The 22,572-nt window shown below is 56.4% G+C and carries 21 protein-coding genes and 1 pseudogene; 16 read left to right on the top strand and 6 right to left on the bottom strand.

What is annotated here, in order from left to right:
• Positions 1–58 precede the first annotated feature (58 nt).
• The 10 genes from AC1MDE_RS13495 to repA all read left to right on the top strand — a co-directional run bounded on the left by AC1MDE_RS13495 (position 59) and on the right by repA (position 10,181).
• Complete coding sequence (locus AC1MDE_RS13495; protein ID WP_480344696.1) at positions 59–352, top strand: hypothetical protein; 294 nt, start codon at positions 59–61, stop codon at positions 350–352.
• A 71-nt stretch (positions 353–423) separates the two neighbouring features.
• Positions 424–2,559 (top strand): DotA/TraY family protein, encoded by a 2,136-nt coding sequence (locus AC1MDE_RS13490; RefSeq protein ID WP_480344695.1) that lies wholly within the window; start codon positions 424–426, stop codon positions 2,557–2,559.
• A gap of 66 nt (positions 2,560–2,625) precedes the next feature.
• Positions 2,626–3,294, top strand: a complete 669-nt coding sequence (excA, locus tag AC1MDE_RS13485) for a plasmid IncI1-type surface exclusion protein ExcA (protein ID WP_480344694.1) — start codon at positions 2,626–2,628, stop codon at positions 3,292–3,294.
• Positions 3,295–3,440: 146 nt separating this feature from the next.
• Complete coding sequence (locus tag AC1MDE_RS13480; RefSeq protein ID WP_480344693.1) at positions 3,441–4,610, top strand: secretion/conjugation apparatus DotM-related subunit; 1,170 nt, start codon at positions 3,441–3,443, stop codon at positions 4,608–4,610.
• A 10-nt stretch (positions 4,611–4,620) separates the two neighbouring features.
• Positions 4,621–5,736: a thioredoxin fold domain-containing protein gene (locus tag AC1MDE_RS13475; RefSeq protein WP_480344692.1), complete on the top strand. Its 1,116-nt coding sequence runs from the start codon at positions 4,621–4,623 to the stop codon at positions 5,734–5,736.
• Complete coding sequence (trbC, locus tag AC1MDE_RS13470; protein WP_480344691.1) at positions 5,723–7,939, top strand: F-type conjugative transfer protein TrbC; 2,217 nt, start codon at positions 5,723–5,725, stop codon at positions 7,937–7,939. The genes AC1MDE_RS13475 and trbC overlap by 14 nt, the downstream gene beginning before the upstream one ends.
• Positions 7,940–8,088: 149 nt before the next feature.
• A complete protein-coding gene (locus AC1MDE_RS13465) occupies positions 8,089–8,622 on the top strand; it encodes a phospholipase D family nuclease (protein WP_480344690.1) in 534 nt (177 codons plus the stop codon).
• Positions 8,623–8,764: 142 nt separating this feature from the next.
• Positions 8,765–9,019 carry a replication regulatory protein RepA gene (locus tag AC1MDE_RS13460; protein ID WP_480344689.1) on the top strand — a complete coding sequence of 85 codons (255 nt, stop codon included), beginning with the start codon at positions 8,765–8,767 and terminating at the stop codon, positions 9,017–9,019.
• Positions 9,020–9,250: 231 nt separating this feature from the next.
• Complete coding sequence (tap, locus tag AC1MDE_RS13455; RefSeq protein ID WP_071825190.1) at positions 9,251–9,322, top strand: RepA leader peptide Tap; 72 nt, start codon at positions 9,251–9,253, stop codon at positions 9,320–9,322.
• Positions 9,315–10,181: a plasmid replication initiator RepA gene (gene repA, locus AC1MDE_RS13450; RefSeq protein WP_480344688.1), complete on the top strand. Its 867-nt coding sequence runs from the start codon at positions 9,315–9,317 to the stop codon at positions 10,179–10,181. Before tap ends, repA begins: the two co-directional genes overlap by 8 nt.
• 1,347 nt (positions 10,182–11,528) lie before the next feature.
• Here the strand turns inward: repA and AC1MDE_RS13445 are convergent.
• Positions 11,529–12,125, bottom strand: a complete 597-nt coding sequence (locus AC1MDE_RS13445) for an XRE family transcriptional regulator (protein ID WP_480344687.1) — start codon at positions 12,123–12,125, stop codon at positions 11,529–11,531.
• A gap of 43 nt (positions 12,126–12,168) precedes the next feature.
• Between AC1MDE_RS13445 and AC1MDE_RS13440 the strand changes: the two genes are divergently transcribed.
• The gene (locus AC1MDE_RS13440) at positions 12,169–12,858 is read left to right on the top strand and encodes a B3/B4 domain-containing protein (protein ID WP_480344686.1); all 690 of its coding nucleotides are present in this window, start codon (positions 12,169–12,171) and stop codon (positions 12,856–12,858) included.
• 195 nt (positions 12,859–13,053) lie between these two features.
• A complete protein-coding gene (locus tag AC1MDE_RS13435; protein ID WP_480344743.1) occupies positions 13,054–13,575 on the top strand; it encodes a GNAT family N-acetyltransferase in 522 nt (173 codons plus the stop codon).
• Between the two features lie 241 nt (positions 13,576–13,816).
• Here AC1MDE_RS13435 and AC1MDE_RS13430 read toward each other — a convergent pair whose 3' ends face one another.
• Both AC1MDE_RS13430 and AC1MDE_RS13425 read right to left on the bottom strand, forming a co-directional pair.
• Positions 13,817–14,632: a metallophosphoesterase gene (locus tag AC1MDE_RS13430; protein ID WP_480344685.1), complete on the bottom strand. Its 816-nt coding sequence runs from the start codon at positions 14,630–14,632 to the stop codon at positions 13,817–13,819.
• Positions 14,562–15,563 carry an IS110 family transposase gene (locus tag AC1MDE_RS13425; protein ID WP_480344742.1) on the bottom strand — a complete coding sequence of 334 codons (1,002 nt, stop codon included), beginning with the start codon at positions 15,561–15,563 and terminating at the stop codon, positions 14,562–14,564. Before AC1MDE_RS13425 ends, AC1MDE_RS13430 begins: the two co-directional genes overlap by 71 nt.
• A gap of 477 nt (positions 15,564–16,040) precedes the next feature.
• Here AC1MDE_RS13425 and AC1MDE_RS13420 point away from each other — a divergent pair, with 477 nt between their 5' ends.
• Both AC1MDE_RS13420 and cspG read left to right on the top strand, forming a co-directional pair.
• Positions 16,041–16,211, top strand: coding sequence for a hypothetical protein (locus AC1MDE_RS13420; protein WP_480344684.1), 171 nt, complete (start codon positions 16,041–16,043; stop codon positions 16,209–16,211).
• 793 nt (positions 16,212–17,004) lie between these two features.
• Positions 17,005–17,217: a cold shock protein CspG gene (gene cspG, locus AC1MDE_RS13415; protein ID WP_224234541.1), complete on the top strand. Its 213-nt coding sequence runs from the start codon at positions 17,005–17,007 to the stop codon at positions 17,215–17,217.
• Between the two features lie 135 nt (positions 17,218–17,352).
• On the opposite strand, the gene AC1MDE_RS13410 is transcribed toward cspG, so the two are convergent.
• From AC1MDE_RS13410 to AC1MDE_RS13400, 3 genes and pseudogenes are all read right to left on the bottom strand, one after another.
• Positions 17,353–17,490, bottom strand: coding sequence for a hypothetical protein (locus AC1MDE_RS13410; protein ID WP_480344683.1), 138 nt, complete (start codon positions 17,488–17,490; stop codon positions 17,353–17,355).
• 22 nt (positions 17,491–17,512) lie between these two features.
• Positions 17,513–17,932, bottom strand: a pseudogene (locus tag AC1MDE_RS13405) (Rpn family recombination-promoting nuclease/putative transposase); the annotation flags it as partial.
• A 140-nt stretch (positions 17,933–18,072) separates the two neighbouring features.
• Positions 18,073–18,633 (bottom strand): glycoside hydrolase family 19 protein, encoded by a 561-nt coding sequence (locus AC1MDE_RS13400; protein WP_480344682.1) that lies wholly within the window; start codon positions 18,631–18,633, stop codon positions 18,073–18,075.
• A 346-nt stretch (positions 18,634–18,979) separates the two neighbouring features.
• On the opposite strand from AC1MDE_RS13400, the gene AC1MDE_RS13395 reads away from it, so the two are divergent.
• Positions 18,980–19,228, top strand: a complete 249-nt coding sequence (locus AC1MDE_RS13395) for a hypothetical protein (protein WP_480344681.1) — start codon at positions 18,980–18,982, stop codon at positions 19,226–19,228.
• Between the two features lie 19 nt (positions 19,229–19,247).
• Positions 19,248–22,535: an autotransporter domain-containing protein gene (locus tag AC1MDE_RS13390; RefSeq protein ID WP_480344680.1), complete on the top strand. Its 3,288-nt coding sequence runs from the start codon at positions 19,248–19,250 to the stop codon at positions 22,533–22,535.
• Positions 22,536–22,572 lie beyond the last annotated feature (37 nt).

The following is a 22,572-nucleotide window of genomic DNA, read 5'->3' as shown; positions in this document are numbered from 1 at the left end:
TTTCACCGGGCGGCGTCAGCCCGCCGGTGAAGCACCGGCGCACTCAGAGACCCCTATCATGTTGAACAAAACACTGAGCGTCATCGCCCGGGTGGGCATGGCCGTCTTCTTCATTTACACATTGTGGCCACACATCATTACTCTCCGGGACCACGCACAGTCAGGGAACATGACACCGGTGGAATGGATGGTGCTGACTGGTTCTCTGCTCTCCGCCGCCTGCTTTGCGCTGGCGCTGGTTGCCGTCGCGATGCTCGTTGCGTTCAGCGTGGTTTCCGCTGCCGTTCGTGCGCTAAAAACGCACCTTGCACTCATCCTGCGCGACGCGGCCTCGCTGCCGTGCGGTCGCTGATAACGCCCTAATACCGCCGCGCTGCGGCCTCACTTATTCCATCCGGTCAGCTCCTGACCCGCAGGTAATCCATGAAGCTACTGACAAAAATTCAGGCGGCGGCTCTGCTGTGCGCCGCGTCCTGCCCGGCGCTCGCCGACGGCGTGGACTATCAGACCATCAGCGACGCCGCCAGCAAGACCGGAGACCTTTCCCGGCAGGCGCTGGTGATGATATTCGGGGACGTGGTGATTTCGCCGTTTCAGCCCGGGCAGGCAACGCTCATCGGCTCGCTGTTCGCGCTGCTGAACGGCGTGCTGTGCACGGTGGCGCTGGTGTGGTTTCTTATCGTGACGCTGAAAACGCTGTTCAAGGGCGGGCAGGACGGTAAGGTGTTCAGCGCCGGGCGCTCGATGCTGCACCCCGTGATGAGCTTTGCCGGCTTTATTACGCTTATCCCCACCGCATCCGGATGGTCGCTGTCGCAGCTGGTGATGCTGTGGGCGGCCTCCACCATGGGTATCGGCAGCGCTAACCTGCTCACCGACAAGGCCGCAGACATGATAAGCAGCGGGATGTCGCTGGTCGTGCAGCCCACGGCGCCGTCCACGCGATCGGCGGCGCGCGCGGTGTTTGAGATGAACCTGTGCAAGTACGCCACCAACCGCGAGCTGTCCTCGCTGTACCAGGACGGCCAGGCGCGCACGGCGCTGATGGAGACGAAGGGTGGCAACGGCGACTACACCACCGGCAACGGCAGCGCGCTGTGCGGCAGCGCCCGCATCCCGGAGCCGTCAACGGGCGTACTCGACAGCCTGTTCGGCTCGGCGGTGAACACGGCGAGCGTGACCACGGCGCAGCGTGGGGCGCTGGATACGATGCAGTCCACGCTCGATGCCGCGGCGCAGGCCTATGTCGACGCGTACCTGAGCAAGCGGGACCAGGACACTGGCACGCTGAGCGACCCGGAGACCACGATTCAGAACGCGGCCGCGGCCTATGAAACCACGGTCAACAACGCGCTGAACCAGCTCAACTATCAGGACTCGCTGCAGAGCCAGCTGACCTCGCAGCTCAAAACCTACGGCTGGATTTCGCTGGGCGCCTGGTACAACACGTTTGCAACGGCCAACAGCAAAACGAACGAGGTGGCCAACGCGGCCCCGATGACGTCAGGCGCAAGTCTGCACGGCGAAACGGGCACTGGCGACCTGTATCACCAGGTGTTTACGGCCTACCGGTCGCAGGTACAGAACAGTATTTATACCGCGCCGCTGGGATCGCAGACGGCCAAGGATGACGGGGCGGCTTCGAACTCAACCGACCCAGATGCAGTTTTTGTTGGATTATTGAAAAGTCCCATTCAGAGACTTACGACTGTTTTTGCAACGGGCATGACAGGGACTGAAGCTAACTTCTCAAATCAGGTTAATCCACTAATTAAAATGCAAACTGTTGGTGACTACACATTAGGGTCTACAGAGTTAGCGCTTACTGCATATGTCACAGCTTACGGCGCAGCTGCTGCTGTTGATCATTCACTAGTAGGGAAGTTTGGTGAGTTAACACAAAACCCAGCAGGAACGATAAAAGATATATTGGGCTTATTATCTCCTCCGTTTTATTTCGTGATGTTGCTGTTATTCGCTGTAGGTTTTTCACTGGCCGTATTCCTTCCAGCGGTACCTTTCCTGTACTGGATGGTCGGGGTATTTAACTGGATTGTCAGCGTCATGGTGGGATGTGCAGCGGGCCCGATGTGGTCTGCAACACACTTGGGAGCTGAAGAAGATAAGGGCAGCAGAAGTGCATACGGCTATATCTTCCTGATCGATATGATGCTGCGCCCCTCCCTGATGGTGCTGGGGTTCTTTTTTGCATCAGTAGCAGTTATGGCTGGAGGTACGCTTCTAAACATAATGTTTGGTACCGCTGTTGCTAACGCTAACGCCGATTCTTTGATGGGGTTAGTTAAATTGGTTGGGTGGCTAATGATTTATGCCCGCATTGCGACATTCGGCGTCACTCGTGTATTCGGGCTGCAGGCCACGCTGGCTGACTATGTGATCACGTTCTTGGGTGGTGCAGGTATGGCTGGAATCATGGGCGGAATGGTCGATGACGTCAAAGGGATGTTTGCTGCAGCAGGTGGCGGTTCTCGCAGGGCTCCAGGGTTAAAAAATATGCCTAATCGACAGGAACCATTAAAAGAAGATGGTGTGAAGTAATTATACCTGGCTTTATCTACAGTGGTGCGTATAATTTAAACAGAGGGAAATAGGCAGGAGGATGCCATGAAAAATGTACAGCGTCATGATAACTCATTTGGTTTAGTTTGGGCTTTAACTCGTTCAGCTTACTATTACATTGTTCTACCATGTGCCCTGATATTTGCAGCAATTACTCTTGTTGTTGGACTCGGTAGCTCATACAGATATACGTTATATGCGACAGATTATTTCTTGTTAGGCTTGATGTGGGCAACGATTTTAGTTCCGCTCACTTATCGCCGAATGAGTCTTAATTCTCGTCGGAATAAAATCAAAAAAATAGTTACCTTGCTTAGTTCTGTTGAGCGCTTCACGCCTCAAAAAGAAATTTTTAACGCAGCTCATGGTAAATACCTTGGAATAGATACTAAAAGCGGAAATATTTTATATATTCACATGGTCAAAAAAGGGTTGGTTGATGTTATTGGCCTAACTATGAGTGACTGGACTAATCGTGAGTTAGAAGGCAGCGCATTGCGGCTGTATACGCGTAATACTGATTTACCAGTGTTAAGTATTAATGCTCCTCCTCTCATCGCTAAAGAACTGTTTGATATTCTTGGCGCAATGGATGGTAATGGCTATTCTGAATCATTCCCTCAAGAACCTTGGCCGTTACACGTTGGCATCCAGAGCCGCTTTGTGGAATACGAGCACAACGTGGTGGTCCCGCAGGCCGCCAACCTGGCCTGATACTGACATCCTGACGCTTTTCCTCTGACACCGGCCACGCGCCGGTGTTTTCTTATCTGCAGTCTGACGGGCCTCCCGTCTCCGCTTCCGGACACTCTCACATGTACTCCCAACATCCTAACGCCGCCGGCAATAACGAGCCGGCCATGGTGCTGATCACCCTTGGCCTCACGGCGCTGCTGTGCTGGCTCTACTTTGCCGACTTCGTGCGCTGGAGCTGCTGGTTTCTTTACTGGCTGTGGCGCATGGCCGACTTTCCGGCCATCCATCGCTACGCCGCCGAACGCATTAACCTGCTGGCCGCCACCGGCAACGGCGCCGAGGCGGTCACCCTCAGCGAATGGCAAGGCGTGCTTAATGCCACTGCCGGCATCCTGTTCGTGCCGCTGGTGCCGCTGATAGCCGTGACCAACTGGGCGCTTGCGCGTCACCCCGCGCTGGGCTTCCGCAGCCGTCGCGCGATCGACATTCACTCACTGCCCCGCGTGATGGCCACCTTTGCGCCTTCCGTTATTCCGGTGCTGGCCGGGCATCGCGGCGACGGGCTGATGAACGACAAAACTGCAGAAAACGCCTGGGCACTGAAGCCCGAGGAGTTTGCTGAGCAGCACGGCCTGATAAAGCGCCGGGTGCTGGACCGCGACGCGGCCCGCGCGGCGTTTGACGCACAGACCGGCCCGGCCATGACGTCACCGGACCAGTGGCAGCCGCACGAGCGCGCGCTGCTGGCCGTATTCGGGCTGCAGGTGTTTGCGGATGATCGGTCGGCTGCGACCACGCTGCTGGACGACCTGAACCGGTCCTGCATGACCCGCCGGCTGTTCCGGGCGCCGGAGTTCCGCAGAGTCCCCGACTGGAAGGTCTCCGAAGCGCAGGTCGCCCGGGTGCTCGCCTGTCCGGGCGTCAGCGAGTGGCTGAAGAGGCACGGCACGGTGCGCTCCGCGCTGGCGGGACTTTACGGCCGCGACCTCAGGCTGCCGCCGGCGCGCTTTCGCTGGCTGAAGGGCTGTGACCGCACGCTGTGGTACGGCCTGCACAGCGCCGACACCGCCAAGGTGTTTGTCGAAGGGGCGGGCATCGTGGCGCAGGCGCGCGCGGAGCAGATGGCCATGAAGCTGAGCCTGCCCCGTCCGCCGCTGATGACGGACGAGGCGATTGCAGGGCTCCAGTACGAGCTTGAATCGCTGGGCCTCGTTTACCCGCGCGATGCGCGTACTCAGCGTGCAAAACCACAGCGCGAAGTGCCGTTCCCGGACGCACTGTACCTGCCCGACGCGGGCGAAAACGAATTCACCGACGGCGCCGGCGTGCGCTGATAAGGAACTGATGATGAGCATGACACGCAGAGAAGGCCCGTTCACTACCGAAATCCACGGCGACCTTATGAGCGCCCGCCGACATACGCCGGAAGAGGGACACGGAATGAACGGCGCACATTTCCATACCCGTGCGGTATCAGAACCGCTGTTCATCCTGCCGCTGGCAGAGATGCCGTGGTTTGTGATGCACGGTGAGGGCCTGTACGTGCAGAACGCCCGGGATGCCCTGACGCCGCTCTACCGCGGCGATGACGCCGCGCAGCTGCTGCACTGCATTACCGGCCTGCTGACCACTGTAGAGAGTAAGCGCCTGCGCAGCCAGCGGCACCGGAAGTACGGTTATGTCGCGACAGCCCTGATAGTGGCAGGATTTTTGCTTGTTAAGCCCGTCGCCCTTTCCGGCCTCATACCGGCGCCAGAGAGCCGTCTGCTCACTACAGTGGATGCGTCGCGTCCCGTTCTGCCGCCATCTGTCCCGGCGGTGCCCGTCGCCTCACCGGTAATGCCGTCCTATGACAATGGCCTGCGTACCGAACGCCCGGCACCGTTTCCGCAGCCTCCCGTGGCCACGAACGACAACGGCTGGAGCCTGCCACAGAACGTGCGCGCGGAGCTGCCGGGCAATCTTAAAAAAGCCGCCGGGCGCGGGTTGTTCAGCGTGCCGCTGTCCACAGGCCACGCGCGCACGATTTACGTGTTTGCCGACCCTGCCTGCCCGAACTGTCAGCGCATGGAGCGTCACTTTGAAACCGCCGCCGGCGCCGTCAACGTGGTGATTTTCCCCGTAACCATTGAGGGCCGCGAGGCATCACTGAACGCGCTGACGCCGGTGATGGCACTGCCGGAGGCCGAACGTGCCGCCGCATGGAAGCAGCTGTTTGCGGCCGATGCCGGCATCGGCGTGCCGGGCGCCGCGCAGAGCGCGCCGGCGGTGACGGATGAGACGAAGGCCGAAACGGCCCGCGGGGCGATTGGCGTCAACGAAGTGGCTTTCCGGGCTTACCGCCTGCCGGGCACGCCGTGGACGATCGCTGACGACGGGCGCTACGTGCCGCAGAGCGTGCTGAGTTCGCCAGCGGCGCTGACGGCGTTTCTGAATGGAGGGGATTATGTCGGACAATAACTCCACGCTGGATAGCGCGCGCGTTAACCGGCACGTCGGTCGCTCCTGGCTGACGGACATGCTCAGCGAAGGCGGCACGCTGTTCTGGGCCATGCCGGCGGCAGTGGTCGCGGGGATCGTCTGGCCCGCCACGCTGCTGCTGAGCCTGCCGGTGCTGATGGTCTGGTCAATGGTCGTGGCGCCGGCCGGCCGCTGGAAGATGCCGATGCGCATGCCGACGGACATGAACCGCGACGACCCCTCCACCGAACGCCAGGTGCCGGCGAAGGTGCTGGGCTTTCTGCCGGTGGCCAGCATCCGCATCCACACCGGCCGAGCGGCCGGCATCCTGTACGCCGGCTACCTACGCGGCAAGGACGCCGGACGGGAATTGTGGCTCTCGATGGACGACCTGACCCGGCACGTGTTGATGTTCGGCACCACCGGCGCCGGTAAAACGGAGACTCTGCTGGGCTGGGTGTTCAACGCACTGTGCTGGGGTAAGGGGGTTATTTTCTCTGACCATAAGGCGCAGAACGACGTGGCGATCGCCATGATGTCCATGGCGCGCCGCTTCGGCCGGGAGGACGACCTGCGCGTGATGAACTTTATCACCGGCGGGACCTCACGCGCGCAGCAGCTGCTGGACAACGTCAAAGGCCGGCCGGAGACCAACACCACCTCCGTGTTCGGGCTGGCGCAGGAAACCTACATCGTCAACCTGATGGACTCCATGCTGCCCAAAACCGGCAGCAGCGGCGGTGAGTGGCAGGAAAAGGCTAAGGCGATGAACCAGGCGCTGATTTTTGCGCTGGTCTACAAGTGCCGCCGGGAGGGCACGACGCTGTCCCAGCGCACCATTCAGCAGCACCTGCCGCTGCGCAAAATCGCCGGCCTGTACATTCAGGCGGTGGAGGAGCAGTGGCATGAGGAAATCCGCCACGTGCTGCAGAACTACCTCGACACGCTCTCCGGGTTTGACATCGATAAGGTGGCCACGCCGTCGGAATGGGATCCCGAAGCGAACCGCCAGCACGGCTACCTGATGCAGCAGTTCACCCGCATGCTCAGCCTGTTCAACGACACCTACGGCCACGTGTTTGCGCGCGACGCCGGCGACATCGATCTGCGCGACGTGGTGCACAACGACCGCATCCTGATTGTGCTGGTGCCGGCGCTGGAGCTCTCCTCCAGTGAAAGCTCCACGCTCGGCCGACTTTACCAGTCACAGCTGGCCATGATTTTAAGCCAGGATCTCGGCGAGAAGCTGGAAGGCCGGGCGAAGGACAACATGAAGGTGCGGAAATTCAAAGACCGCTTTCCGCTGCTCTGGATTATCGATGAGGTTGGCGCCGGCTACAGCGAAAAACTCGGCGAACTGGCCACGCAGATCCGTTCGCTGGGCTACTGCCTGCTGCTGGCCGGTCAGGAGGTCCAGCGCCTGAAAACGGCCGCAGGCGACGCGGTCTGGACGCTGATTGCCAACATGGGCGTACGCATCACCGGCAAAATCATGGATCCGAAAGATACGCTGGAAATCCTGCAGCTGATGGCCGGCACAGAGTATCGCGCACACATGGGCAGCATGGTGCAGCAGGCCGGCATCCTTGGCGGCTGGAACGATGACACCCGTCTGCAGGTGAGCGAGAAGAAAAAGGTCGATGTTGATGAAGTTCAGGCGCTGCAGGAGGGGGAGAACGTCACGCTGTTCAGTGGGAAGGTCATCCGCGGCAGCTCGCTTTACATTAAGGATGCCGACAAATTTGCGCAGGACGCCGTGCGGATAAACCGCTTCGTGGAGGTGAGTGTACCTTCTGAGCAGCAGCTGCTGGCCACCATGCCGTTCCGCGAGCGCCGCAGCTACGTGCGCGCCGATCGCGTGCAGCATCTCCTGCGCGTGCTCGATTCGGCACCGGGTCCGCAGGATACACAGCGCCTGGTGCTTACCGACCCGGCGCTGGCCACCGTCTGTGAGTTTGACCTGGAGTGTGAATACAGCTGGAAGCGATCGCCGTCGGCCGCGGTGCGTTCAGCGGTTCTCTGGAATATGGTGCTGGCCAGCCTGCCGGCGCGGGGGCGCGGATATAAAGTGCGCCTGCGCGAGCCGCGTCTGCTGGGCGCGGGCCGCGAGGCCATCGAGCGGGCGGCGCAGAACTACGTAGCACCTGCATATGAACTTCCCAGGCAGCCAAGCCACTCCGGCCATCAGTGGAGCGAAAGTTAAAGTTTCTGAAAACATTGCCGATACAATAAGTAAGGCTGCTCCACAGCCCTACCAATGTAATAGTGAAGAATTCATTTGTGGTATATGTGCAGAACCCTTCAGGGGCCTTTTCAGGCCCCTTTTTTTTCTTTTCCGCTAAGGAATCCGCTATGAAATTCATATCAGGCGCAATCGCTGTGGCGATCGCGTTGAGTTTAGCCACGTCCGTGTCTGCGACCGTTCCTTCGATTGATGTCGGATTTTCTCCTGAAGGTAGCGCGCCGCAGCTGGTCCTCCGCACGCTGGATAATGCGCACGAGAGTATACGGCTGATGGGCTACAGCTTTACCTCACCTGAAATCGTTAAATCGCTGGTCGCGGCAAAGCGCCGCGGCGTAGACGTCAGGGTCGTGGTGGACGAAAAGGGCAACCGCAGCAAAGCTAGCCAGGCGGCGATGAACGTCGTGGTGAATGCTGGTATTCCACTGCGCACTAACGACCAGTACAAAATCATGCACGACAAAGTGATCATCACGGACGGACAGAACGTGGAGCTGGGCTCATTCAACTACTCACGCAGCGCGGCGGAATCAAACTCCGAAAACGCAGTGGTTGTGCGCGGCGTACCATCGCTGGCGCAGACCTATCTGGCGCACTGGCAGTCTCGATGGGACGGCGGCACCGACTGGCGCTCCACTTACTGATATCTGAAACCCGACTTTCTTCCCTGCCAGGTGAGATGCGCGCCAACGCATCTCATGCCGTTGATTAAAGTTAAGTCGCTGATTTAAGTGAATTGTAGTATTCTCGGCGAAATTCGTTCTGAATTTAGTGGAGGAGGCAGATATGTCGCGGTCAGATAACGAAGTCACTTCCTCACCAGGATCTAAGCGGACCTATCGTAAAGGTAACCCTCTGAGTGCGTCTGAAAAACAGCAGGCTGCTGTTGCCAGAAAAAAGCTGACGCATAAAGAAATCAAGATATTCGTGCGAAATCCGATTAAAGACAGGCTTTTGATTGAGTGTGAAAAGGAAGGCGTGACTCAGGCTGAGTACATTGAGCGTCTTTTGCAACAAGCATTTAATGATACCGATGAATAGGTAATGGTATTACTTTCTTGTCGTATGTCAGTTGAAGTGATAGATTGCAAACCGTAATGAATTCTGGCGGGCCACGCCGAAAGGTGGCAGAGGACTGGTACTGACTGATTAGTTAAGGCCAGAAAAAACGAAACCCCGATAATCTTCCTAGGTTTGGCGACTCAGGAGAAGACTAACGGGGCTCACTTATTCTGCATAGAAGCTGTTGCTCTATGCGGGGAGTATAGTTTCATGCCCGAAAAACTGCAATACCTTCGGTGCCTGCTCCTTCTGTGCAACATAAGCGCAGGAAGGTTTGAATAAGCAGGTAACTGATAACTCATCATTTTACCGCCAGGTAAAAAACCCGAATCCGGAATTCATCCCGGAAAAAGGTAAAAAAACACTGCCGTTCTGCGAAAAAATCCGTGAAAAAGCGTCGGGCTTTACGCAGCGCATCGAGTTCCAGGCACTGGTGGCCATGGAAATCGCCCACGGAGCACGCAAGCGCCGTCCGCCTGAACTCCGCATCCGTGCGCTGGAAGCTGCGCTGCAGGCGCTTTGCCACTATTACAACCCGCTGGCCAACCGAGTGGAGGCCTCTCTCACGACCATGAGCATCCGCTGCGGTCTGGCCACAGAGAAAAAACGCCTCTCGATCACCCGTTTCACCGGCGCCGTGCAGTTCCTGGCGCAGCTGAAGCTCCTCACCTACACCACTGAATACGACAAAGACATCGGCTGTAATATCCCCACTGACATCACCTTCGCGCCGCTGATGTGGCAGGTGCTCGACGTATCGGAAGAAGCCGTCGCAGCCGCCCGCCGCAGCCGCATTGAGTGGGAAAATCGTCAGCGCGAAAAGAAGGGCCTGCCGCGCGCCGACGCCGGCGAGCTCATCAATGCCGCCTGGGCGTTCGTCCGCGAACGTTTTCGCGAGTACCAGAAATCCCGCCGCGAGCACGGCATTAAGCGCCACCGCGCGCGCAAAGACGCGCCGCGTACCCGCAAAGACATCGAACAACTGGTCCGCACGCAGCTGAATAAAGATATTATCCGGGGCCGCTTTTTTGGCGGTCTGGACGCGGTGAAAGCCGAAATCGAACGGCGCGTCACGGAGCGCATGAAGCTTTCACGGGGCAGGTATGCGCGGCTCGGTGACGATCTGCGGGTCACAACCTGACGGGCCCGCCCATTCATTGCCTGAACGCACGGTACTCCGGTACCGATTTTCCTCTGCCTGTAATCCGGCCTCAGTAGCCGGCCCTGTTCTCACCACCGACTGAAGCCAACTATCCGGTTATCGCCGGAGGCTCCTGCTCGCCCGCAGGAAACACAAAATGATTACATACTTACCAATAGTAGTTACATCATACATAAGACTTATCATCGCCCGCATCAGAGTCACAGAAAAATGCCATTCCGCAGTCGCATGGATGACTTATCCACATTAACTACGAGAGACCTCATTTTTAAACCCCTGACCGGAGAACCGCTTAACCCCTGTCCGGATTTTTTCCAAACCGCGCTGTTCCTTTTAAACACCCGATCTTTATTCTTTTAAAGAACTGTTATCACTTACCTTTAAAAATAAAACCTATTCGCCACCCGTCCTGTGGACAGGTGAATAATGTCCGCCCTTGCAGCGGACTACGTCCGCGCCGGTTCGGTTCAGCCGCTTCGCGTCAGGGGTAGCTCCCGCCAGAAACGGCGGGCAGGGGAGCACAATTGCATATACCCTTCAGCCCTTTTCACCGACCGAGCAGCCATCAGCTCAGGACGCCACACAGCACCTAGCGAAACCCACCTGAAAAGCGCCGCCGCCCCGGCCCGGAGGGCCGGAACAGAGTCGCTTTAAAGATGGATGTTGTACTTAAAGTCAGGAGTGGCGGTAAGACTGAGGCCCGCGGTTCATATCTTTCGTCTGCGACCATCAGGCTTATGCGCGCCTGAAAGGCCGCTGCTTAAACGGCGTCTGGCAGCTACCGTGTTAAGTTCCGTGCTTATCGCTTAAAGTTGCGTTTAACACCCCCCTAAGCGTCAGCAGCAAGCTGCCGTCGCCAAGGCCCCGGAAATCACGCCCTTTACGTCGCAAGCGCCGTAAAGCCCGCTCACCGGGGTTAAAAGGGGTTACATAAACTTCTTCGTTGCTGAAAGTTGGTTTGGGCTAATCAGGGCGAGGGATGGATTCGTAGTATATAGCGGTCAGAAACCGGCTACGCCGGGCGTACGGCGCCGATTGACTTCTGAGTCATAAGCACCATTATCTGGCGCCTCCATGACGCTAGCGCGTCATTCAGAAGGCAGGCTGCGCACTGCTCGCCCGCCGGAGTTGCGTTATGTAGGTATTACATGATGTCCGCTATGTGCCAACAGCGGACGTTGATCATGCGACTTAAACGCGAACTATAAACGACAAAACTCTTGAGATTCGCTCCTCGTTTAACAGCATCACTTTTATCAATTTGAATTACTGCATCAGCTAACCCAAAATTTAACTTAAACCCATGATTTTTATCGTTCAGTTACGTCAGCGAACTCGTTCGCTCACCGTCATGGTAAATTTAAGCGGGCCGCCCTCATTACATGCGTAGCTATGCGGTAAATCCGTTCTGGCAATGACTGAGCAACCCTCATTAACACTCAGTCGCTCATCTCCTAAGGTCAGTAGAAGAGAGCCCTGCACTACATGTAAAAGTTCGCAAGTGCCATCTGAATGTCCTTGAGAATCGAAAATCTCTCCAGGGTGCATTTTCCACTCCCACAATTCGATCATGTCCGGTCCGCTGGTGCCGGCCAGAAGCCGAGCAGTACCGCCTCTATCGCCGCGCCATAGGCATGGGATATCTTCTGAAGCAATGAGATGTGCGTTGGGTTTACTGGCAACGTTGACGATGTCTGCTACCGAGACGCCCATCGCTGCGGCCAGCTTACAGAGGATTGCGATGCTAGGGTTCGCCCTGCATGCTTCAATCTCAACGAGCATTCCCTTGCTAACACCAGCAAGACGCGATAATTCGTCAAGAGACATTTTTTTCTGGCTACGATACTGCTTCAGGGAAGCAGAAAGAGCCTCATTAATTCTGGAAGCATCAGCACCGGTCATTATATTGACTTTTTCGTTCATTGGTCATTATCATAATCTAAAACGGTCATTACAGGATTATTCTATGTTTTCAGCTTATCCGTCAATCAGTCCCGACGTTGCACGTCTGGCACCGGGTTTTCGCGCTCTCAGTATCAGTGTCACTGCTGCTCCGCTGGTTAACGCCAGCTTAGGGGAGGAAGCGCTACGCAAAGCCTGTGAAGAGGTACTCAACGGACAACCTCTATGGGCAGAAGCGCATCTGAATGCATGGTCTGATAAATTTCGCGCTTTCGGTGCGAAGCCTAAGCGTACGCCTTGCTCAGCCGAAGCCCTCCGCAAACGTGTTTTACGTGACGGGTTACTGACGGCTCTTGATCCGGTAGTAGATCTTTATAACGCAGTAAGTCTGCGCTATGCCGTTCCAGTGGGTGGTGAAAATCTGGAAGCCTATCATGGTATGCCCCGTCTTATTATTTCAGACGGCAGTGAACCGTTTGACACCCTTAAAGATGGTCGTCCCTTCGTGGAACAGCCCGATGCCGGAGAAGTAGTCTGGTGTGACGACTTAGGTGTTACCTGCCGACGCTGGAACTGGCGTCAGGGCGTAAGAACGCGACTGAACTCTTCAGATAAACACATGTGGTTCATTCTGGAGAGTCTGCCACAGATGCCAATTGAAGCTCTGCATGAGGCCGGGAAAATGCTAACAGAGGGGCTTGAAGTCATGATGCCAGGAGTTCAGTCCCATGTTTCATTAATTGAAACGCTCTAAGTTAATTTTAATCCGGCAGATCATTATCCGGAATTACCTTATGAAAGTCTGCAGTTCGCTCACCGCGGACATTGGGCTGGATAGCGTACGCATTGTGCCAGAAGCGGACATTGGTACAGTTAGATTGCTCTTGAAAGACGAACCGTGCGTGGTGATAACTCAGCCACATCAAATATGCGAAAACCAGGGGAAATGATGACTGCTCAGCAAGCGCCTCGACTTGAAACAGAAAGACTGATTTTAAAGCAATTTACGCTCAGTGATTTTCCAGCGCTTATGGCGTGCTGGAGCACTCCTGAAATGGCTAAAATCAATGGCGGTGAGAATCCAACGGCAGAAATGGTTTGGACTCGCTTATTACGTTATATCGGGCACTGGCACGCGTTGGGATATGGCTATTGGGCAGTTTTTGAGAAAACAACAGGCCGTTATGCTGGTTCGTTTGGTTTCCAGGATGCTCATCGTGATATCACCCCTGAATTAAAATACCCTGAAGCTGGATGGACGCTGATTCCTGAGGTTCGTGGCAACGGCTACGCGTCTGAAGCACTGGCCGCCGTTTTACTATGGGCGGACCAGAATTTTTCCTCTCCAGTATGCTGTATAATTGACGAAGAAAATAAGCGTTCCAATTATCTGGCTGAGCGTTTTGGTTTCAAGTTTCAAGATTATGTTAACTATCGCGGTAAGCAGGTACGCATGCTTGTACGCCAGTAGTTAATCAAACCATAAATGTATATTTAAACGGGTCACTGAAGGAATTATCATTTAAAAATCTTCGTCGCTTCTGGTTAGTAAAAATCTGACTGGCACTTTCCTTTCGAAGCTCTTTTGACCCCAGTTCCAAACAGAACGTCCGTTCTTCGCTCATAGCGGGCATCAACATCAACCCGGACAGCTTTGAGATAGTAGTTATGGCTAATGCTGCAGATCCCATTTTACGGATAACTATAAATTCTCAGACACAGACATGATGGCTGCTAAGTTTCTCACGCTCATAACGGTGAATCATCAGCATGGGGCTTTCACGCACGGGAGGAACACTTACCGACCCAAACCATAATGGATTGGCAGGGCAGACCGACCCACAGATGTTTGCCGGGATCCCCGCAAAGGTGCCACTAACAGGGCGGTGAACGTGTCCTGAAGAAACACCCAGCAGCCTGTCCGGGTATCTGCTTATCAGCTCTTCAAACTCACTGAGTCCCCTGCATATCGTTTCATCCAGAGTAGGTATCCCGGAAGGAAAAATGTGATGGTGAAGAAACAGCAGAACCGGAGCATCATCAGTCTCGCCAAGTTGATTTTCCAGCCATCCCATGCGTCCCGAAAGTGACCCATAATTCTGTTCTCTGACGGTTGAGTCCACGCCCGCCAGGCAAATCCCGCCTGCGTTGTGACTGAAGTGCAGCAACTCTCCCTGTGAGTCAGGTAACCAGCGTTCGGTACCCCACGTCTTTCGCATACAGCCTCTATCGTCTGAATTACCAGGTAGTATCAGGGTGGAGTAAGCCTGTTCTTCCAATTGCGCAGCTATCCGGACGTATCCCTCATCCCAGCCCCCCTCCGTCAGGTCACCACTCAGAACCATTATGTCCGGCCCCACCTGTTCAAGCCACGACAGCACCTGCTCCAGGCGCTCAAGGTGATCATTATCGGGAGCGGCGTGGATATCTGTTATCTGCGCTATCAGCATGAATACCTCACGATGAGCCGATACCGGCAGTGAATTCAGCATCAGAACCGAAAATTTTTCCGGAGTTAAGTACGCCATAGCACCAGTGAACCAGCTTTCGCATCACTGCCCCGATTGCCACCATTCTGGGCTTACCCCGCAGTAAAAGCTCTTCATAGAAGCTGCGCATCCTCTTATTACAGCGTCTGGCACAGAGTGCCGCCATATACAATTTTGCCCGCAGTTGAGGTGGTCCGATTTTAGACATCCTGGCTTTACCACGCACGGACGTCCCCGATCGTTTTTCAATGGGCGCCACGCCCATAAAGGCGGCAACCTGGCTTGCTGACCCGAAATCATGGCTCCGCAATACGATCAGCATGTTCATGCCCAGCTGAGGACCCACTGCCGGTATAGAAGTCAGAAGGTCATAGTCTCGTTGCAGCGATTCGTGCGCTTTAATGTGCGTTTTAATCAGCTGCTCAGTGGCTTTCACCTCTTCCCTGAGGATTCTGACCATCCGCAGGCACGAGCTGACAATGTCAGGTGGCGTATGCGTACTCTGGTATTTTTCCAGCCGATTTTCTTCACGTACGGCGTCGCTCAGCAACGCATCACGACGGCGGATAAGCGCGCTGAGATACCGGACTTCATCTGAAGGTGGCAACCAGCGCTGGGGCTTTTTCAGTAATGCATAGCAGGCCAGCATGTAAGCATCCACTTTGTCCGTTTTAGTCAGAATGCCCATGCCCCGCGCAAAATCCCGGCTGCGGTGAGGGTTAGCCAGTGAAACGTATCCTCCTGCCTCATGCAGAGAAAATGCAAGGCGTTCGTGGTAAACGCCCGTCGCTTCCATAATCAGATGAACGTCACCGGGGCCGCAGTGCTGCAGACGCAGCCAGCGAAAAATATTAGCCGCGGCGGTGCGGTCATTTCTTATTTTTTTTGTTCGAATTCGTCCCTTTATGCCGTCATAAAGCATGCAGAGATCAAGGGTGTCTTTACTTACGTCTATGCCTACAGGAAACATCATCATTCTCCTCTCACAGTGACAGTCACGCCTGTTCGCCTTGTACATACGGAGTCGTGCTCCCGGTAACCGTTCAACAAAATGTGCTGGCGTGAAAGGTGAAACAGAGGGCCATAAGCTGCCAGACAGGATCGGAAATCGTCCTCAGGGAGGGGACTGGCTCACTCTGTTTCGTGTGATGGTAGCTAATCACCACATTATGTTAGATACAAGGGAGGGGTTGGGCTTACGCCATATTTAAGCCTGTAACCGGCTCTGCCGGGCTCACGGCGCCCGGTGGCCTGAGAGCCGTCCTTAACGGTTTCTGGCGCCTCCATGCCGCTGACGCGGCATTCAGGGGCAGGCTGCGCACTGCTCGCCCGCCCCGGTATCAGATCCGATATCCTGCCAGGACAGGCTGCACTACAATGCTTATTTGAGATCGTGGCCAGCATGCACTGCTGCCTGCGTATTTTTGATGAGTTCCTCTGAGGATGTATGACCGACATCGAAGAAGCAGAGTTTGCGCAGCTGATGGGTGCCGGAATAAAAGTTCAATGGGTCGATGCAACGCTATCCTTAATCAAGTGGGACGTTGCCAGTAGTTCGATACAATTAATCGCGGGATGCAGCGCAGTCACTATCGATGTTTATAAAAACATGTTTTAAAAAACAGTATTGACCGCAAATCTCAAATAAGTAAATTAGTACACAGCAGCACAATGAAAGTGGTTAGTCAGTTAGTTAATAGAAAGAAGTTCCGGGTTAAGCCATTTTGCTTTACAGGCCACGAAGTTTGTTGTTTGGGATGTAGTTAGCTTTCAGGCCTCGTAGTGATTGTGCTGCTTCGCAAAATGGTAGTGTTAGCGCGACGATGTAAGGCCTTGTTTTTTTTAGTTGATGCTGACGGTTTCGTTTTTTGATGGTAACCGTATCAGCAAAGGGCAACGCATCAAAGAGTATATGTCGCGATGGGGGATGTGCTTGTTTAAGTTGCCACGCTTAGGTTTTGGAAGCGCTGGAGGTGTAAAACGAGATAAATAGAGGGAGCCTTTTTAGTATTAATGCCCAATATTATCTGTAGTGAACGGGTACATTTGAAAGCAGTATAAATAGCAGTATCAATTTATTAAGTCCATCAATGTTAAATCTGAAGTACCTTAAAAGCCCTGGCTGCATCAGTCAGGGCTTTTAAGATTATTGCCTCCGTTGAATTGTAATTTTCCCCAATAGATTACTGACAAAAATAATCTTGCTTATCAACCCATATCAGTCCACTATGCGTCATCGGTTTGGCATACAGACCTTATGAAAGCAGTTTTAGTAAAGCAGTCCTCATTTCAAGCGTTATCCTTAGATACTCTTCTGCATGAGCCTCCTCCTAAGTGCCCAATAAGTCCTCATCTGCAAGCAGGCCATGTTCGCCACAACGTGTGGCTCAGGAAAATTAAAGGAAGTATCTATGTCTAATAAAATGACTGGTTTAGTAAAATGGTTTAACTCTGACAAAGGTTTCGGCTTCATTACGCCATCTGACGGCAGCAAAGATGTTTTTGTTCATTTCTCTGCCATTCAGAGCAACGATTACAAAACGCTCGATGAAGGCCAAAAGGTTGAGTTCTCGATTGAGAATGGTGCTAAAGGTCCGGCTGCCGGAAATGTTGTCGCGCTTTAATTGCTGATAACGACACAGACGCTTACGACAGCGATGACGGCTCTGGCCTGAGCAGATAAGTGAACGTGATATAAAACCCGCCTTGAGCGGGTTTTTGTGTTTCATGGATGGCATGCAACAAGGATGACGATCATTTTACTGCAGTTGCTGGAGTGAAAAAATGAAACCAAATAGTGCAAACCCAATGATGGTGACAAAAAGAAATCCAGTCGGCAGCCAGGACGACAGCAGTTGCGCGCCGCCGTCCAGTAATCCCGTCAGCTCATTAGCCATGGTTTCGTTATCCTGTTTTCAGTCAGTGGCGAATTTTTGCGAGGTCGTCATCCGACAGACCGGTCAGCTCTCTCACCGATTCCAGCGGAATGCCTTTCTGCAGCAGGTTGCGGGCGACCTCCATTTTGCCTTCCTGACGTCCTTCCTGTCGCCCTTTCTCCAGTCCCTTCTGCTCCAGCTGCTGTGCAATCGTCATCAGTTCGTCCTCATGCTGCGGCACTCTCTGCGCCAGGTTGCGTACGAAGGCTTCGGCGTCGTCGGTTTCGCCCGCCTGCACGAGTTAGTTTATCAGCGAAACCAGCTGCTGTCCCGTGAGGTGACCGGCCATCAGGGTGGCGGCCAGCCGGTCCAGCAGGTCAGCCAGGTCTCGCCGGTGGATGTGCTTCTGCAGCAGGGTCAGCGCGGCCATGCTGCGGTGATTCATGATCTCATCGTCCGGGATATCCGATTGCTCAGGGCTTAGAGGGCGTAATGCGGCTAATGCCACCTTACGGAGGCGCGCGACTTACCGACCTGTCTCCTTTTCCTGAGCATCGTGTAGTGAATGCTCTGAAATCGCCCCTTAATCTGACCGGATATCACTTACGCGATCGGCTTGCTGCAAAGGATAATCCGGGCGGTTTGGATCAGGGCCGTACGCTCCTGAAGGCCATTGTCACCGCCGTTAATTTTCTTCGTCATGGTCCTCACATCGCAGGCCTCAGCGAGGGCGTTGCACCCGTGTGTTTTCCAGAACCAGCCAGCGGAACGGGCTGCGACGGCTTCCCTCAGCAGTAGGTCGGGCTCGGCAACCAGATCCAGGCCGATGCCGCGACCGCACGCGAGGTAGTTATCCCTGAAGGTTATCTGCAGCAGCCCGCGCCCACGGTATCGCCAGCCGTCATCGGGGGCGCGGTTACCGAATCGCCCGCCGTAAATGAGATTGGCAATCGCCCTTTGCTGTTCAGATGACAGTGGGGGAGCATTGTCCTTCCGGCCCAGCTGCTCACGTTGCGTCTGCGTCAGCAGGTTGCCAAAAATTTTCAGCCCGCTGACGCTGTAGTTCAGGTTTTCGCTGATGCGGCCGAAGCCCTTCGATTCATGACCCAGCTGACCTATAAAGTGCGCCTGCTGCAGGGGCGTGCTGATGCTGAACTCTTTCATTGCGGCCTGCAGGGGTTCAAACCATTTCTCGGCGAGCTACATTGAGAGGCCGGCTGACCGCCGGAAATCATCTTCATTCATGGGCTTATTTCCTTATGGGGTTAAATATTTTGCAACGGTGGTTTCGTATGTAACTAAGATGCAGAAAATTTGCAGGGAATCTCGGTTCTGTTCAGCCTTTAAACCCGCAATAAGCGTGTCCGGGCATTCCGGGGAAGCAGTTAATTAAGCTGATAAATTTAATCTTAAGCAGTGCTTATCATTATGCAATCCCGGTACATCAGGAGGATTCACTGGGAATCTGATGGGAGGGGCCGGGGGCGCTTACATTCGCCCGGGATTCTTTATGGCAGTAATTTCTCATGATAATTTACCTTATAGGATAAATCTTAAAAATAATCTAACAAAACGCTTCCGGGTGAACCATGCGCTGTGCCAGCTTTTTCAGGCGGACAACTGTCGGCCTGACCACCGCTTTAGTCATATTTTCTTCTATGCCCGCCGCCTTCGCGCTATCCAGTGGCTGCGCCGCGGTCAATGCTCTGTCGGGTTCATCCAGCCTGTCCTTCAGCGCAAACCGTTATCCGGCGTCTGACTTTGCGGCCGGTGATGCCTTGACGCTGAGCTTTACCGACAGCGGGGGGGCATACGGTGGAAGCCCATTAACCTCTGACAGCGTCGGCATATCGACTTACGGCCTAACCAGTTTCCAGACCTATTACGCCTCGAGTGCCACCAGTAACACGTCTCAGACCGTGAGCATCACCGTGCCGTCAGGCAGCCTTGAGGCAAACGGCGTCGCCATCCGCGCCACGACGTCGAATGGCCAGATAAGCAACCTGGTGTTCAGCTGCACCAGCGCATCGTCTGTCTCCGGCGATGCCACGCTCTCCGGCCTGACGCTTTCGTCAGGCACGCTTTCACCGACGTTCAGCGCCGCAACCAGCAACTACAGCGCCTCGGTTGCCAGCAGCGTGTCATCCGTCACGGTCACGCCTGTTGTCACCGAGAGCCACGCCACCGTGACCGTGGACGGCATCGCCGTCGCATCCGGCTCGGCATCTCCGTCCGTCAGCCTGACATCCGGCAGCACGACCAGCATTTCCGTCGTCGTCACGGCGCAGGACGGAATGACCCGGGCATATACGATCAGCGTCACCCGCGCGGAAGCCGCACCGGTTTCATCAGGCAGCACCGCAACCGTCGCGGCTGACAGTACGAACAACGTCATTACGCTTTCCCTGAGCGGCGGAACCGCGACGTCAGTGACACTCGTCTCCACCCCGGCTCACGGGAGCGCGACGGTGAGCGGGACCTCGGTGATTTATACGCCCGCAGCCGGTTATTCCGGCAGCGACAGCTTTATCTGGAATGCGTCTAACAGCGGCGGCACCTCGACCGATGCCACCGTGTCTCTGACCGTTACCCCTCCGGTGCTGACGGTGACGCCGGCATCAGGTAATCTGACCGCTGCCACTGTGGGGAGCGCGTGGTCACAGAGTCTGACGGTCTCCGGCGGCACCTCTCCCTGGACCTGGTCTGCCTCCGCATTGCCCGCTGGGATCACTCTTGACGCATCGGCTGGCAAGCTGTCCGGAACGCCCTCCGCCGCAGGCAGCTACAGTTTTCAGGTCACCGCTACGGATGCGAACGGTGCGACCGGGAGCGCCAGCTATACGCTGGTCGTCGGCGCCGCCTCGCCGCAGGCCAGCGACAGCACGGCCTCCGTGGCTGCAAACAGCAGCAGTAATCCGATCACGCTCAGTCTCTCGGGCGGGACGGCCACCGCGATCAGTATCGTGAGCCCGCCGGCTCACGGCAGCCTGGCCGTATCGGGCGTAACGGTGTCCTTTACTCCGGCCACGGGTTATGCAGGCAGCGACAGCTTTACTTACACTGCCACCAACAGCAGCGGCACCTCAGCCAGCGCCCGCGTGTCGCTGACCGTGACGCCGGTACTGCTGACGCTGTCACCGGGCAGTGGTGCACTGCCCGCGGCCACGGCGGGCAGCAGTTGGAGCCAGACGCTGACGGCGTCGGGTGGCAGCATGCCCTATTCCTTCAGCGCCACGACGCTGCCCGCCGGGATCACGTTGAACCCGACAACCGGTGTCCTGACAGGAACGCCTTCCGTCCCGGGCAGCTACAGTTTCCAGGTCACCGCTACCGACAGCCTGAGCAACAGCGGCACGGCCAGCTACTCACTGGCGGTCAGCGCCGCCGCACCTACCTCCCTGCAGCTCCAGCCTGTGAGCGGAGCTTTGCCAGAGGGGAAAGCCGGACAGGCATACTCTCAGGCACTCAGCGTCACGGGCGGCACCGCCCCTTACCGCTGGCAGCTGAGCGGCGCCCTGCCGCGCGGCCTGAGTTTTACAGAGGGGCAGCTTACCGGCACCCCGCAGGTCTCTGGGCGTAGCACTTTCAGCGTTCTGGTGACTGATGCGACCGGCAGGTCCCTGCAGGCGGGTTACACGCTTGAGATTGGCGCAGCGGCGCCGTCCGCAGCAGATCACGCCGCCACGGTTTCCGCCGGTCAGTCGGTGACTGTCAGCCTGAGCAGCGGGGCGACCGGTGGTCCGTTCACCGGCGCCCGACTTCTTGAGCAGCCGGAAAGCAGCCTGGGTAAGGCTTCAGTCCAGGCTTCCGGCACCGATTATCAGCTGCTGTTCACCGCCGCGGCGCAGGCCAGCGGAACCCTCACGCTCCGCTATGTTCTGACCAGCGGTGACGGATCAACATCGCCAGCGCTTATTACCCTGACCATCACCGCGCGGCCCGACCCTTCAAAAGATGCTGACGTCATCGGCATGGTGAGTGCGCAGTATCAGGCCGCACAGAATTTTGCCCGCGCGCAGCTGCGCAACTTCAGCGATCGGCTGGAGCAGCTGCACCGCGGGGCTGACCTGCCCTCTGACATGACCGGCGTTCGTTTTTCCATGCCCTCTTCCGGGCATGAGCGCGACGCCGACCGGAATATGTGGACCACGGCCTGGCAGCAGCAGAAACAGGGCCTGAACGATGAGCGGAACCGCCCGGACGCACCCGCACTCCCTTTTGCCGGCCGACAGCAGCCGCAACGGCTGTCGTACTGGACCGGTGGCTATGTTGATTTTGGCGGCGATAAAGCGGGCGGGGTGCGTTTCAGTCACACCACCGTGGGCGTCACCACGGGGGCCGACTACCGCTTTACCGGGACCTTTACCGGCGGCGCGGGCATTGGTTTCGGCCGCGACGTCAGCGACATTGGCGACAGCGGCACCCGCACGAACGGGCGCGCGCTCAGCGCCGCCCTTTACGGCAGCTATCACCCGGGCGCATTTTTCCTTGATGGCCTGCTGGGACACGGCACGCTGAGCTTTGACAGCCATCGTGCGGTCACGGATTCCGACGCGGTGGCCCGCGGTTCCCGCTCGGGCCGTCAGGTCTTTACGTCGCTGACCTCGGGTTATGAGTTACGTACAGCAGACAGCCTTGTTTCACCCTACGCCCGTCTGCAGTATACCCGCACATGGCTGGACGGCTTCAGCGAGTCAGGCGCCGGGGCGTTTAGCCTTGCCTACGCCCCCCAGACGGTTGCACAGGTTGTAACGACCGCCGGCCTGCGGGGTGAACGCATCGTGCAGGCCAGCTGGGGTGTCCTGCGCCTGCAGGGGCGCATTGAGTACGCGCAGACGCTCAGCGACAGCGGCACCGCGCGCGTCGGTTATGCGGACACCGCTGACGACACCTGGCGCGTGGCGCTGACGGAGACGAGCCGGCAGGCGATGACGGTCGGCACCGGCATGGATTTTCTTCTGCCATATAGCATCACGCCGGGAATTGCCTACCAGGGAACCCTGGGACTGGATGCACAGCGCACGCGCGATCAGATGGTGATGATCCGGGTCAACATTGGTTTTTGACGACAGAATAAGCAGGCCCCCCACGGGGCCTGCATCA

This window comes from Pantoea folii, from assembly GCF_056678875.1.
Note: the sequence above shows the minus strand (reverse complement) of the source record. Positions and strands in the feature narration are given on the sequence as shown.

Bases quoted from the DNA above. Each gene is read 5' to 3' on its own strand.
- trbC (WP_480344691.1), top strand. From the start codon at position 5,723: ATGTCGGACAATAACTCCACGCTGGATAGCGCGCGCGTTAACCGGCAC.
- AC1MDE_RS13425 (WP_480344742.1), bottom strand. From the start codon at position 15,563: ATGTTTCCTGTAGGCATAGACGTAAGTAAAGACACCCTTGATCTCTGC.
- AC1MDE_RS13445 (WP_480344687.1), bottom strand. From the start codon at position 12,125: ATGAACGAAAAAGTCAATATAATGACCGGTGCTGATGCTTCCAGAATT.
- AC1MDE_RS13460 (WP_480344689.1), top strand. From the start codon at position 8,765: ATGTCGCGGTCAGATAACGAAGTCACTTCCTCACCAGGATCTAAGCGG.
- AC1MDE_RS13495 (WP_480344696.1), top strand. From the start codon at position 59: ATGTTGAACAAAACACTGAGCGTCATCGCCCGGGTGGGCATGGCCGTC.
- AC1MDE_RS13480 (WP_480344693.1), top strand. From the start codon at position 3,441: ATGGTGCTGATCACCCTTGGCCTCACGGCGCTGCTGTGCTGGCTCTAC.
- AC1MDE_RS13465 (WP_480344690.1), top strand. From the start codon at position 8,089: ATGAAATTCATATCAGGCGCAATCGCTGTGGCGATCGCGTTGAGTTTA.
- excA (WP_480344694.1), top strand. From the start codon at position 2,626: ATGAAAAATGTACAGCGTCATGATAACTCATTTGGTTTAGTTTGGGCT.
- AC1MDE_RS13400 (WP_480344682.1), bottom strand. From the start codon at position 18,633: ATGAAAGAGTTCAGCATCAGCACGCCCCTGCAGCAGGCGCACTTTATA.
- AC1MDE_RS13410 (WP_480344683.1), bottom strand. From the start codon at position 17,490: ATGGCTAATGAGCTGACGGGATTACTGGACGGCGGCGCGCAACTGCTG.
- AC1MDE_RS13475 (WP_480344692.1), top strand. From the start codon at position 4,621: ATGATGAGCATGACACGCAGAGAAGGCCCGTTCACTACCGAAATCCAC.
- AC1MDE_RS13490 (WP_480344695.1), top strand. From the start codon at position 424: ATGAAGCTACTGACAAAAATTCAGGCGGCGGCTCTGCTGTGCGCCGCG.
- cspG (WP_224234541.1), top strand. From the start codon at position 17,005: ATGTCTAATAAAATGACTGGTTTAGTAAAATGGTTTAACTCTGACAAA.
- AC1MDE_RS13420 (WP_480344684.1), top strand. From the start codon at position 16,041: ATGACCGACATCGAAGAAGCAGAGTTTGCGCAGCTGATGGGTGCCGGA.
- AC1MDE_RS13440 (WP_480344686.1), top strand. From the start codon at position 12,169: ATGTTTTCAGCTTATCCGTCAATCAGTCCCGACGTTGCACGTCTGGCA.
- AC1MDE_RS13430 (WP_480344685.1), bottom strand. From the start codon at position 14,632: ATGGCGTACTTAACTCCGGAAAAATTTTCGGTTCTGATGCTGAATTCA.
- AC1MDE_RS13435 (WP_480344743.1), top strand. From the start codon at position 13,054: ATGACTGCTCAGCAAGCGCCTCGACTTGAAACAGAAAGACTGATTTTA.
- AC1MDE_RS13395 (WP_480344681.1), top strand. From the start codon at position 18,980: ATGGCAGTAATTTCTCATGATAATTTACCTTATAGGATAAATCTTAAA.